Origin of the sequence: Paractinoplanes atraurantiacus (assembly GCF_900215205.1) — a bacterium.
Lineage (GTDB): Bacteria > Actinomycetota > Actinomycetes > Mycobacteriales > Micromonosporaceae > Actinoplanes > Actinoplanes atraurantiacus.
Window position 1 is genome coordinate 12,186 of sequence record NZ_OBDY01000057.1, and the last position, 11,818, is coordinate 24,003.

Consider the following 11,818-nt stretch of genomic DNA (forward strand, 5'->3'; position numbering starts at 1 on the left):
CCCCGCCCGGCGTCCCCGCCCCGGGCCGCGTCCCCGCCCCGCGTCCCCGCCTCGGGCCGCGTCGCGTCCCTGCCTCGCCTCGGCGCACCCAAGCCACTGAGGCGGCAAGGTGAGAAGGGCGAGGCGGAAAGGGGTTGAAGGCCGAGTGGACGAGCAAGAGGCCGGCTGGGTGAGAAGGAGCGCGGCTGGGCGCGGACGGCCAGCTAGGCAAGGAGAAAGAGTGGCCGGGCAGGGAGAGTGGCCGGGCAGGGAGAGTGGCGGGCCACGGAGAGCGGCCGGAGTGAGGAGGAAGGCGCCGGGTGAAGAGGAAAGCGGCTGAACAAGAGGGAATGGCGGCCCGGTGAGCAGTGGGCCCTCAGGCCAGGGGTTGGCCGGCGGACTGGGTTTCCGTGGGGACGGGGGCCGCGTTGTGGGTCAGGACGGCGCCGGTCATGAAGGTGCCGCCCACGGCGAGGGCGCCCAGGATGCCCAAGGAGATCTGCTGTTCCAGGTCCTGCTGGCGTTCGTAGTTCGCCTCGTTCACGACCGTGAGGCGGCCGTTGTCGTTCAGGACGTACTGGCCGTTGCGGATCTCGGTGTCGCCGTTCAAGCCCGCGAAAGCCAGCACCACGGTCAGCCAGAAGGCGAAGAACATGACCCCGGCCAGCATGCTCGCCCAGTGCGGCACATGCGGCGGCACCCACGCGGTCAGGCTCCAGGCCCGGCGGGGGCGGGTCGTCCGGTAGTACCACCGGTTGCCGATCACGCCCGCGATCACCCCGGGCACGGCCAGGACCGCCGCCACGCCCACCGCGGCCGGCGTCGGCAGCAGCCGTACCCCGGCCAGCAGGGCGCCGATGAGCACGGCCGACCACATCAGGCCGGCGGAGCACATCGCGCTGCACACGATCAACCACCGCTGGGGAACCATCAGTCCGGACGCTAGCCGTCCGTACCCCCGAAGCGCGGCGGTTTCCGCCGGTACGTCCGCCGGCACCGGAACGGTCGTATGATCTGGCGCGAGATGAGCGATTCCTACGCGAGCGTGATCCCCACCGACCCTTCCTGGCAGCCGGAGGGTGAGGCCGCCGAGAGCGCCGAGGACTATGTTCGCAGCGTCTTTCCCGACCCGGGCACCACCGGCCAGGAGATCACCACCGAGTTCTACGACCGGATCACTGTTGTCGACGCCGGCGAGAACCTCTCGCGGATCACCTGTCCCAGCTGCGGCGCCGACATTCCGCTCGAGTGGTGGGCCGAGCTGGCCGAGGAGTCGGAGGGCGAGTTCGACGACCTCGGCATCGTCGTGCCCTGCTGCAACGCCCACCTGCGGCTCGACACTCTCGGCTTCGACTGGCCGTGCGGTTTCGCCCGATTCGAGATCGCCGTCCTCAACCCGGCCCGCGAGGATGCCCGGTTCACCGAGGACGAGCTGACCGAGCTGGCGATCCTCCTCGGCCACCCGGTGAAGCAGATCCTCACCCACCTATAGGACCTCGTAGCTCAGCCAGACCGTGCCGTCCGTCTCGGCGTGGGTCGACAGGAGCCGCAGCGAGGCCGGCAGCTCGCCCGGGGCCAGCGGTTCCCCGTCGATCAGTGACGGCGTGTCCGCGCCCCCGATCAGCGCCGGATAGATCACCACCTGCACCTCGTCGACCAGCCCGGCCCGCAGCAAGGCCCCGTTCAACCCGCCGCCGGCGTTCGACACGGCGCAGGAGACCCCGAGCCGCGACCTCATCTTCTCCAGGGCCTCGCGGAGGTCCCCGGCGACGAGATACGAGATCTTCTCGTCGCGCAGGTAGGACAGGTAGGCCGCCGGTGTGGCCGGGGAGACGAGAACGAGCAGGTGATAGCCGTCGTTCTCTTTCATCGTCCAGCGCACCCGCCCCCGCCGGTCGACGACCGTGAACCACTTGGCGGCCGGAAGGACGAAGTCGTCGCAGGGCCCGGCCGGCGGCCCCGGCATCGGCTCGGCCGTCGACGGCACCAGCGACCCGCTGCCCTCCAGGATCGCCGTCGGCTGGTGAAGGGCCGACCGGGCCGCCTCCACCGCGTCGGCGCTGGGCGGGCGCAACGACGCCCACACCTCCGGCGACGTCATCAGCAGATGGTCACGCCGCAGCGTGATCCGCCCATCGAGTGACATCTGTGCCGAGATCACGACGCGGGGCCGGGGAGAAGTCATGCGGAAGGCTTACCAGCCCCCTACGACACTTTCCGGGGTGTGTGCCGCCGGTAGGCGCTCACGCTGGGGTCGTCGGAAATCCAGAAGCGCCAGGGCACGTCGTGGGCCGACGTGACTCCGACGCGCGGTCCGGCCGAGACGGAGAAGTCGGTCGCGAGCGGGGGAGAGACCGTCAACGGGCCGGTGCCGTCGATCACCGAGGTGCCGTTGGCCGTGCGGTCCAGGGCCAGCACCTGCATCAGCTTGGCCGGGCCGGCCGCCAGGTCGCTGTCGCGCCGGCTCGCCCGCCGGCGAGAACGGGCGAGGTCGAGGCCCGAGACCACCGAACCGGCCCGGAGCAGCACCGCCGCCGCCCGGCCTTCCTCGCCGCAGACGATGTTGGCGCAGAAGTGCATTCCGTAGATCTGGTAGACGTACAGCATCCCGGCCGGGCCGAACATCACCTCGTTGCGCGCCGTCATCCCCCGGTGGGCGTGGCTGGCCGGGTCCTCGCCGAGCCCGCTGTACGCCTCCACCTCGGTGAGCCGCACGGTCACCCCGTTGGCGCTCAGCTGCCAGCCCAGCAGCAGCCGGGCCGCCTCGTCGACCTCGCTCGCCGGCAGGTCCAGCCACGAAACAGTCACCGGACAAGCCAATCACACGGGATCATGTGGGCATGCGCCCCGACCCCGACCTGCTGCAACGCTGGGTCGTGCTCGAGGGCGTGCCCGCCGCCGAGGTCGGTCCCCGGCTGGGCCTGAGCCGCGCCTCCGGCTATGCCTGGCTGAGCCGTTACGCGATCTCCGCCGACGGTGTGTTCCTCGCCCAGGAGCGACTCGTCGCCCTGTGGCGGGCGGGCCGGGATTCCGGCCTTCCGCCCGACGCGGTTCGCGAGCGCCTGGTCACCGCGTCGGTCCTGGTTCCCGACCGCAGCTACTTCCACGTCGGCGCCCCCGACGACCCGTTGCCCGAGGCCCTGCTGCGCGACTGGGTGCTCCGTGACGGCTACACCGTGGCCCAGGTCGCCGCGCTCACCGGCACCACCCACCGCCAGGTCCGGTACCGCCTGGCCCGCTACCGTCTCTCGCCCGGGCGCCCCGGCCCCCGCCCGCGGCTGCACGGCGTTCTCCCGCCCGAGTCGCTGACCCGTCTCTACGTCCACGACGGTCTTTCCTGCCCGCGCATCGCGGAGCGGACCGGGGTCAGCGCCGAGTCGGTCCGGGAGCTTCTGGTCCGGTACGGCATCGAGCGGCGCCCCAGCGGCAGCCGCCGGGCGGCCGGGGTGACAAGTAAGGAGAAGTCTCGCGCGGCTCGGCGGCGGGCCTGCGAGCTGGTCGAGCGCGCGGCCGCCGCCCGGCGGGTCGCGCAGCGACTGATCAGCTCTTCCGGCCTACTGCTCCGAAGATAGAGGCCTCGACCGGGCTCGGGTGCTCGTCGGCCGACGGATCGGGCCGCCAGTCGGCCACCGGCGCGATCCCCGGTGGGATGAGCGTCAGGTCCGGGAAATGCGCCGCGAACTCCGCCTGGGTGCGCGGGTGGACGTCCGACCGCCCGGTCCGCAGCGACTCGTCCCACGCCTCCTTCAGCGCGGGGGTCAACAGGTCGGTGGTCGCCATCGAAGCGATCAGGTGGCTACCCGGCGCGAGTGAGTCGAGCAACGTACGCACCAGGGACACCGACTCCTCCTGCGACGGCAGGAAGTGCACCACCGCGACCAGGATCAGACCGACCGGCTGCGAGAAGTCGAGCACCTGCCCCGCCTGCTCGAGGATCTTCGCCGGGTTGCGAAGGTCCTCCTCGAGATAGCGGGTCTCGCCGTCGGGTGTGCTGGTCAGCAGGGCCCGCGCGTGGGCCATCACCATCGGGTCGTTGTCGACGTACACGATCTTGGAGGAGGGCGCGACGCGCTGCGCGACTTCGTGCGTGTTGCCGGCCGTGGGCAGGCCGGTGCCGATGTCCAGGAACTGCCGCACTCCGGCGTCGGCGGCCACGTACCGTACGGCCCGGCCCAGAAATGCCCTGTTCGCCCGGGCCGCGATGCGGGCCGCCGGATACGACTTGGCGAGCAGGTCGCCCGACTCGCGGTCGGCGGCGAAGTTGTCCTTGCCGCCGAGCCAGTAGTTGTAGCGGCGCGCCGGGTGGGGGACTCCGGTATCGAACTTGTCCGTCACGGTCCTTATTGGATCATGCCGCGGCCCACCCCAGGAACCTCTCGTAGAGGTCAGAAGGGGCCGGGGATCCTCCGGCGGCGCAGTCGTCGATCGCCGACAGCATGCACGACCCCAGAAAGAACACCAGCGCGGGCTGTTGACCTCGGTATTCCTCGGAGAGTTCCACTTTGGCCGACGCGCATGGCCAGGCCTGACCACAGACCACGCATTCCCAGGCCGGCCGCGAGCCTACGTGTTCGGTCACGCTACTCCCTGCGTTCGATCTCTTACAGAGAGCAGTCTCGATGCCTTACGCTGATTGCTCAACGGTTCCCGGCGAGATTCCCGCAAATGGATTCTCACTGTCTCGCTCGAGACGGTTGGACTGTCCCAAACGGAACACCGAAAGCGAGTGATCGATGACCGAGACGGGTTCGACCGTTCCGAGACGCCAGGTCGGTCGCCTGCTGAAACAGCTCCGCGAACAGGCCGGTGTGTCCCTGATGGGCGCCGCCGAGGAGCTCGAGTTCTCCCGGGCCCGCATGTACCGCATCGAGAAGGGCGAGGTCGCCGTCCGCAAGCACGACGTCATCGCCATGTGCGGCGTCTACCGGGCCACGCCCCGGATGACCGAGGTGCTCATCGGTCTCGCCCACGAGTCGAAGGCCAAGGGCTGGTGGCATGCGTACGGCGATGTCGTTCCGGCCTGGTTCGAGCTTTATGTCGGCATGGAGCAGGCCGCGAGCCGCCTGCGATCCTTCGCACCCAGCGTGATTCCGGGCCTTCTCCAGACCTCCGAGTACGCCGACTGGATCTTCCGAAAATGGATCGGCGACGACGAGCCGGCCGTCCGCAACGCCGTCGGGATGCGCCTGGAACGCCAGTCGCTGCTGACCCGTACCCGTCCCGGCGCGCCCCACCTCGAGGTGCTCATCGACGAGGGCGTGCTGCGCCGTTCCGTACCCGACACCCTCGGTATGCAGCGACAACTCGCCCACCTGGTGAACGTCTCGACTCGCTCCAACGTCAGCGTGCGGGTCATACCGTTCGCCGCCGGCCCGCACAAGGCGGCCAGCTCCGGGCAGTTCACCATCCTCGAGTTCCCGGCCGTCGGCACCGCCTCGCCCGAGCCGACAACGATCTATTGCGAGAACCTCACCGGCGCGCTCTATCTGGATAAGCTCGCTGAAGTAGAGACATATGAATCGATCTGGGGGGAACTGGAGTCGGTCGCTATGGGGCAGGCCGACTCCGACGATCTCATCGCGACGATCATCAAGGAGAGCGATGACTGACCTGACCGGTGCCGTCTGGCACAAGAGCACACGCAGCGGCGGCAACGGTGGCGACTGCGTCGAGGTCGCGGTCAACCTGCCGGGGATCGTCGCGGTCCGCGACACCAAGGACCGCGAGGGTGCGGCTCTGATCTTCACGCACTCCGAGTGGGTGGCTTTCCTCGCGGGTGTACGCGACGGGGAGTTCGACCTTTAGATCTCCGTGAGCCGATCCTTAAGCGCTCATTAGCCGACGGGACGACGCGGGTGGACGACCCCATAGTGGGGTTGCCGTCCCCCATTCCCGAAGGTGAACCTCGATGAATACTGCTGCCCGCGTCCGCTACACGCTGGTGGCCGGAGTCACCTCCGTCGTGATCGGCTCGGGCTTCACGTTCGTGGGCCTGACCCGGGGTGCCGAGGCCGAGACCACCGTGCCCAGCGCCGCCGAGCAGCCCCTGGCGCCGCCCACGACCGCGGAAACGACCACGCCGCCCCCGGCCACCACCTCGCCGGCTCCGAAGGCGACGTCGAAGCCGGTCCCGAAGGCTTCCCCCTCGAAGTCGCCGAGCGCCAAGCCCAAGCCGACTCCCACCAAGACGAAGGTGAAGAAGACGGCCGAGGCCGCGCCGAAGACGACAAGCGCCCCGGCCACCAGCGGTTCGGTCGTCGAGCAGGTGCTGGCCCACATCAACGCCGCCCGTGAGAAGGAGGGCCTGTCCGCGCTCACCCTCGACGAGGACCTCTCCAAGGCCGCGGCGATCCACAACCAGCTGATGATCGACGGCTGCGGCCTGTCCCATCAGTGTTCGGGCGAGGGCGGCATCGGCACGCGCTTCAGCGCGCAGGGCGTCAAGTGGTCGTCGGCCGGCGAGAACATCGGCTTCGGATCGAGCGGCTCCAGCGACTCGGCCAAGGTGAAAGCGGCCAACGGCCTCACCGACAGCATGCTGGCCGAGACCCCGCCCAACGACGGCCACCGCAAGAACCTGCTCAGCACCAGCTTCAAGCGCATCGGCCTGAGCATCGTCCGCGACAGCAAGGGCATCACCTGGATGACCCAGGACTTCGTCGGCTAGCGGGAGCGCCAGGCGTGGCCCGGGTGCACGAGATCGAGCGCCCGGTCCAGCCACTCCCTCTCGGCGGCGGTCAGATGCGGCGCGGCGGCGAGATAGTCCTGCTGGTCCTTCTCCCGCGCGTGCTTGGCCTTGAACAGCAACACCACGTCGGGGCTGAGGTAGGGGATGCCGTCCGGGGTCCGAAGAATTATTTCGCCGTACGGGCGGCGCAGGCTCTCGTGCCGTCGCGAGATCCAGATGTCCCCGTCGTGCGGCTCCCGGAACACGTCCAGACGCCACACGTCGGCGCTCGGATCCATCGCCCACGTCTGGTGGTGCTCGGCCAGCGCCTCCGGGGTGGCCGGCACGAGCACGCCCTGACCGGCCGGCGCGAAGAACGCCAGCTCGGGGAAGCGCCCGGCGATCTCGGCGAACCGGCTCTCCGGCACCGCGATCTCGGTGTCCTCGTGCTCGCGCAGCTTCCCGCCGAGATGCAGGTCGATCGCCCAGCCGCCGGCCACGTACCAGGGCGTTTCGACCCCGGCCAGCCGAGACGCGACCAGCGACGGGTGCCACGACTGCCAGGCTTCGATATCCGGTGTCATAGCGGCAGCCTAGAGTGCAGCCGTGGCCAAGATTCTCAAGGATTTGTTCCGCCGCCTCACCGGCCGGACGGCGCCGGCGCCCGAACAGCGCCCCGCGCCGCGCCCCCACCCCACCGCGCCGCACCCGCGCCCGGCCCCCACGGCGCGTCCGGCTCAGCCGGCCCGGCCGGGGACACCCGCGCGGCACGTGCCTACCCACGAGCGAGGCCGCCACATCGAGTACGCGCCGCAGCCCGACGGCGACGCCGACCCCGGTGAGGTCGTGTGGACCTGGGTGCCGTACGAGGACGACCCCGCCCAGGGCAAGGACCGCCCGGTGCTCGTGGTCGGGCGCTCCGGCCGTACCGTGCTGGGCCTGATGCTCTCCTCCCAGAGCGACCGCGACGGCCAGCGCAACTGGATGGGACTGGGCGCCGGCACCTGGGACAAGGAGAAACGCCCGAGCTGGATCCGCCTCGATCGGGTGATCGAGGTCGACCACGACGGCATCCGCCGCGAGGGCGCCGTGCTCGACCGCACCCGTTTCGACCGGGTCGCCGCCAAGCTGCGCCAGGACTACGGATGGCGCTGAGGCGGGCCGGATAGCGTTGAGGCCATGCAGAACGAGGTAATGGTCGGATTCGGCGGCAAGCAGGCGTGGCTGGCCGTCCGCAGCGAGCCGGGCGCCGACCGTGACCCGGGCCGGATCATCGGCGCGCTCGGCCTGCGCGACCTGGGCTCGGTGCCGTGGCGCGACGGCATCGATCTCGCCCACCTGACCGACGACCGGGTCGCCGTGACACCGCCGCTGCCCGGCGCCCGCGACACCTCGTGGGTGCTGGTGGCCGGCCGCTGGCTGATCCGCCCCGGCACACCGGTCGACGTCGTCGGCCTCTCGGCCGAGCTCGGCACCGAGGTGCAGTTCTTCGCCACCCACCGGGTGACCGAGCTGCACCGCTGGCAGCGGGCCGCCGAGGGTGAGTTGATCCGCGCTTTCGGGTATGTGGGGCAGACCGGCGAGGTCACGTCCTGGCACGGCGAGCCCGACCCGGCCGAGCGCGAGGCCGGCCTGCCCGGCGAGCTGACCGAGGGGACCACCGTGCTGGTCGGCGAAAAAGACGTGCTCGCGGTCGCGAGTGCCTGGAGCATTGACCCGACCACGTTGACCGGCCGACCCGCGCCGGGACCGCTGCGAATCGGCGCCGCCGACCGAGAGGGCTGACATGCGCAAGTACGTGATCATGGGAGTGCAGGGCAGCGGCAAGGGCACCCAGTCGCAGCTGCTCTGCGACGACCTCGACCTCGTGCACATCGCGGTCGGTGACATCTTCCGCTGGCACGTCAAGAACCACACCAAGATCGGCGCCCAGGTGCGGCGCACGATGAACGCCGGCGACCTGGTCGGCGACGACCTGGTCGAGAAGATCGTCCGCGAGCGCCTGGACGGGCACGACTGGAACTACGGCTTCGTGATCGACGGCTTCCCCCGCAACGGCCGGCAGGCCGAGTTCTTCATGGAGAGCTACGACATCGACGGGGTGATCCACCTCGAGCTGGCCGAGGACGAGGTGCGCCGCCGGGTGCTCAGCCGCCGGCTGTGCCCCAACTGCGGCATGGACTACAACCTCATCGCCGACCGTCCCCAGGTCGAGGGCCGCTGCGACATCTGCGGCCACGAGCTGATCACCCGCGAGGACGACACCCCCGAGGCCCTCGACGCCCGCCTGCGCGACTACAACGAGAAGACCCGCCCGGTCCTCGAGCTGTTCCGCCGCAAGGAGTTCGTCCACGACATCGACGCCAGCCCGTCGGCCGACGAGGTGCAGCAGAGCATCCGCGCGGCGCTCGGCCTGCCCGACTACAAGCCGGCCGACTGATCGCGACCGGGCCGCGCTCACCGGCGTACGGCAAATGCGGTCCGGTCTTGATCAGAACTTGTGGCCGCGCCTGGTGAGCTCGGCCTCGATGGCGTCGCACACCGTCTCGACCACCGCGAAACGGGCGTAATGCTTGTCGTCGCCCTGGATGACGTGCCAAGGCGCCCACGTCGGGTCGCAGCGCTCGAGCATCTCGGCGATCGCGGTCTCGTACGCCGGCCGTTTCTCCCGGTTGCGCCAGTCCTCGTCGGTCAGTTTCCACTGCCGCAGCGGATCGCCGGCCCGGTCCTCGAAGCGCCGCGCCTGCTCATCGGCTGACACATGCATCCAGAACTTGACGATGATCATGCCCTCGGCCGTGAGGGTCCGCTCGAACTCGACGATCTCGTTGTACGCCCGCTGCCACTGCTCCTTGGTGGCGAAACCCTCGACCCGCTCGACCAGCACCCGGCCGTACCAGGACCGGTCGAAGACCGCCATGCCGCCCCAGCCCGGCAGCTTCGGCCAGAAACGCCAGAGGAAATGATGGCGCTTCTCGTCGTACGTCGGCGCCGCGAACTGCGAGACCCGCACGAACCGGGGATCGAGCGGCGCGACGAGCCGCTTGATCGCGCCACCCTTGCCGGACGCGTCCCAGCCCTCGAAGACGCAGGTCAGCGGCGGGCCGATCTTCTTCTCGCCGATCTGACCGCCCAGAATCAGGCGCAGGCGTAACAGGCGCTGCTGCGCCTCCTCCAACCGGGCCACAGCCTTCTTCTTGGAGATCTCGATCGGCGGCTCACCGCTACCCAGGCGACTCATTCCTTGAGTTCTACCCGTGCGGCTTCGCCGGGGAAACCCAGTGTGATCGCGCCCGCCGTGTGGGGGACAATGCCCAGGTGACTCTCGTAGACGACCTGACGTGGCGTGGACTGATACAGGACTCGACCGACCCGGCCGCCCTGGCCGGCGCATTGACCGGTGGGTCCATCACGTTCTATGTGGGCTTCGACCCGACCGCGGCGTCCCTGCACGTCGGTCACCTCATGCAGGTCATGACCGCCCGCCGGCTCCAGCAGGCCGGTCACCGGCCGCTGCTGCTCGTCGGCGGGGCCACCGGGCAGATCGGCGACCCGCGCGAGTCCAGCGAGCGCAGCCTCAACCCGCCCGAGGTCGTGCAGGGCTGGGTCGAGCGCATCCGCGCGCAGCTCTCACCCTTCGTGACGTACGAGGGTGACAACGCCGCGACCCTGGTCAACAACCTCGACTGGACCGGCCCGACCTCGGTCATCGAGTTCCTGCGCGACGTCGGCAAGCATTTCCCCATCAACAAGATGCTCGCCCGCGACGTCGTGAAAAACAGGCTCGAGAGCGGCATCAGCTTCACCGAGTTCGCCTACCAGCTGCTCCAGTCGAACGATTTCTACCAACTGCACGTCCGCCATGACTGCGCACTGCAATTCGGCGGCTCCGATCAGTGGGGAAACATCACGGCGGGAGTCGATTTCGTACGGCGTCGCGGCGCCGGCCCGGTCCACGCGTTCGTGACGCCCCTGGTGCTGAAAGCGGACGGCACCAAATTCGGAAAGACCGAGGGCGGGGCGGTCTGGCTCGACCCCGAGATGACCACGCCGTACGCGTTCTACCAGTTCTGGATCAACTCGGACGACCGCGACGTCAACAACTACCTGCGCTACTTCAGCTTCAAGAGCCGTGAGGAGCTCGAGGAGCTGGAAAAGGCGACGGCGGAAAGGCCGCAGGCCCGGCTGGCCCAGCGGGCGCTCGCCCACGAGATCACCGCGCTGGTGCACGGTGAGGAGGAGGCTTCGCAGGCCATCGCTGCTTCGCAGGCGCTCTTCGGGCGCGGCTCGCTGGAGGAGCTGTCGCCGTCGACGTTGGAGGCGGCGCTCTCCGAGGCGGGGATGTTGACGTTCCGGGGTGAGCTGCCCTCCTTCACCACGTTGCTGAAGGAGTCGGGCCTGGTGGCTTCGGCCAACGAGGCACGGCGGACGATCAACGAGGGTGGTGCGTACGTGAACAACGAGCGGATCACCGACGGCGACGCCGTGCCGGCGGTCTCCTCGCTGTTGCACGGGAAGTTCCTCGTGCTGCGGCGGGGGAAGAAGTCGTTCGCTGGAGTGGCGTACGACGGCTGACCTTAGGTTTTTCCATGATCGGCCTCCTGTGATCGGTGTCGCAGGGGGCCGATTTGGCATCCGGGTTCAGACGCCTGTAATGTTTTCCGAGCCGCCAGGGAGACGGGCGAGCGAGCGGGACCTTCACGGGGCCCGGCGCGGCCGTCCTGGAGGAACCCCTGAAATTCGCCGGGTGAATACCCGTGCTAATTTCTTGGGACTTGAGCGATCTGTTCGGTCGATTACCGGGAAATTTCCGGGAGTTGACGAAGCGGAAAAGCGAGAGTAAAGTTGAGCGAGTGCCCCGGGGCGGTTAACCGGGTAGCGGTTGTTCTTTGAGAACTCAACAGGGTGCTTGATAAGCCAGTGCCAATTAAGTAATACCCCGGCCAGCTTTATGCTGGTGGGAGATTCCTTTGGCAACACTTATGTTGCCGGGACGCTTTTCCACAAGTTTTCAAGTTTTGTTGGAGAGTTTGATCCTGGCTCAGGACGAACGCTGGCGGCGTGCTTAACACATGCAAGTCGAGCGGAAAGGCCCTTCGGGGTACTCGAGCGGCGAACGGGTGAGTAACACGTGAGTAACCTGCCCTGGACTTTGGGATAACCCTCGGAAAC

At 69.0% G+C, this 11,818-nt stretch carries 15 protein-coding genes and 1 rRNA gene; 10 read left to right on the plus strand and 6 right to left on the minus strand.

Annotated elements, in window-relative coordinates:
- Nucleotides 1-355 precede the first annotated feature (355 nt).
- Nucleotides 356-910 (minus strand): hypothetical protein, encoded by a 555-nt coding sequence (locus CRP55_RS50695; RefSeq protein ID WP_245924023.1) that lies wholly within the window; start codon nt 908-910, stop codon nt 356-358.
- A 93-nt stretch (nt 911-1,003) separates the two neighbouring features.
- Here CRP55_RS50695 and CRP55_RS50700 point away from each other — a divergent pair, with 93 nt between their 5' ends.
- On the plus strand, nt 1,004-1,471 hold the full coding sequence (locus CRP55_RS50700) for a hypothetical protein (protein ID WP_097329317.1): 468 nt from the start codon (nt 1,004-1,006) through the stop codon (nt 1,469-1,471).
- Here CRP55_RS50700 and CRP55_RS50705 read toward each other — a convergent pair.
- A complete protein-coding gene (locus tag CRP55_RS50705) occupies nt 1,466-2,164 on the minus strand; it encodes a RibD family protein (RefSeq protein WP_097329299.1) in 699 nt (232 codons plus the stop codon). The genes CRP55_RS50700 and CRP55_RS50705 overlap by 6 nt on opposite strands.
- A gap of 20 nt (nt 2,165-2,184) precedes the next feature.
- A complete protein-coding gene (locus CRP55_RS50710) occupies nt 2,185-2,787 on the minus strand; it encodes a DNA-3-methyladenine glycosylase (protein ID WP_097329300.1) in 603 nt (200 codons plus the stop codon).
- Between the two features lie 32 nt (nt 2,788-2,819).
- On the opposite strand from CRP55_RS50710, the gene CRP55_RS50715 reads away from it, so the two are divergent.
- Entirely contained in the window at nt 2,820-3,551 is a 732-nt protein-coding gene (locus CRP55_RS50715) for a hypothetical protein (protein WP_097329301.1), read from the plus strand.
- Here the strand turns inward: CRP55_RS50715 and CRP55_RS50720 are convergent.
- Nucleotides 3,520-4,314 carry an SAM-dependent methyltransferase gene (locus CRP55_RS50720; protein ID WP_097329302.1) on the minus strand — a complete coding sequence of 265 codons (795 nt, stop codon included), beginning with the start codon at nt 4,312-4,314 and terminating at the stop codon, nt 3,520-3,522. The genes CRP55_RS50715 and CRP55_RS50720 overlap by 32 nt on opposite strands.
- 398 nt (nt 4,315-4,712) lie before the next feature.
- On the opposite strand from CRP55_RS50720, the gene CRP55_RS50730 reads away from it, so the two are divergent.
- From CRP55_RS50730 to CRP55_RS50740, 3 genes are all read left to right on the plus strand, one after another.
- A complete protein-coding gene (locus CRP55_RS50730; RefSeq protein WP_097329304.1) occupies nt 4,713-5,588 on the plus strand; it encodes a helix-turn-helix domain-containing protein in 876 nt (291 codons plus the stop codon).
- On the plus strand, nt 5,581-5,784 hold the full coding sequence (locus tag CRP55_RS50735) for a DUF397 domain-containing protein (protein WP_097329305.1): 204 nt from the start codon (nt 5,581-5,583) through the stop codon (nt 5,782-5,784). The genes CRP55_RS50730 and CRP55_RS50735 overlap by 8 nt, the downstream gene beginning before the upstream one ends.
- Before the next feature lie 103 nt (nt 5,785-5,887).
- On the plus strand, nt 5,888-6,646 hold the full coding sequence (locus CRP55_RS50740; protein WP_097329306.1) for a CAP domain-containing protein: 759 nt from the start codon (nt 5,888-5,890) through the stop codon (nt 6,644-6,646).
- On the opposite strand, the gene CRP55_RS50745 is transcribed toward CRP55_RS50740, so the two are convergent.
- On the minus strand, nt 6,643-7,230 hold the full coding sequence (locus CRP55_RS50745; protein ID WP_097329307.1) for a nucleotidyltransferase domain-containing protein: 588 nt from the start codon (nt 7,228-7,230) through the stop codon (nt 6,643-6,645). The genes CRP55_RS50740 and CRP55_RS50745 overlap by 4 nt on opposite strands.
- Before the next feature lie 22 nt (nt 7,231-7,252).
- Here CRP55_RS50745 and CRP55_RS50750 point away from each other — a divergent pair, with 22 nt between their 5' ends.
- The 3 genes from CRP55_RS50750 to CRP55_RS50760 are packed head-to-tail and all read left to right on the plus strand — an operon-like array spanning nt 7,253 to nt 9,086.
- Nucleotides 7,253-7,801: a type II toxin-antitoxin system PemK/MazF family toxin gene (locus CRP55_RS50750; RefSeq protein ID WP_097329308.1), complete on the plus strand. Its 549-nt coding sequence runs from the start codon at nt 7,253-7,255 to the stop codon at nt 7,799-7,801.
- 24 nt (nt 7,802-7,825) lie between these two features.
- Complete coding sequence (locus CRP55_RS50755) at nt 7,826-8,431, plus strand: hypothetical protein (protein WP_097329309.1); 606 nt, start codon at nt 7,826-7,828, stop codon at nt 8,429-8,431.
- Between the two features lies 1 nt (nt 8,432).
- Complete coding sequence (locus tag CRP55_RS50760) at nt 8,433-9,086, plus strand: adenylate kinase family protein (RefSeq protein WP_097329310.1); 654 nt, start codon at nt 8,433-8,435, stop codon at nt 9,084-9,086.
- 51 nt (nt 9,087-9,137) lie between these two features.
- On the opposite strand, the gene CRP55_RS50765 is transcribed toward CRP55_RS50760, so the two are convergent.
- A complete protein-coding gene (locus tag CRP55_RS50765; protein WP_097329311.1) occupies nt 9,138-9,887 on the minus strand; it encodes a polyphosphate kinase 2 family protein in 750 nt (249 codons plus the stop codon).
- A 77-nt stretch (nt 9,888-9,964) separates the two neighbouring features.
- Between CRP55_RS50765 and tyrS the strand changes: the two genes are divergently transcribed.
- Together tyrS and CRP55_RS50775 are read left to right on the plus strand one after the other, a co-directional pair.
- On the plus strand, nt 9,965-11,221 hold the full coding sequence (gene tyrS, locus CRP55_RS50770) for a tyrosine--tRNA ligase (RefSeq protein WP_179855717.1): 1,257 nt from the start codon (nt 9,965-9,967) through the stop codon (nt 11,219-11,221).
- A gap of 443 nt (nt 11,222-11,664) precedes the next feature.
- Nucleotides 11,665-11,818 (plus strand): 16S ribosomal RNA (locus CRP55_RS50775); the annotation flags it as partial.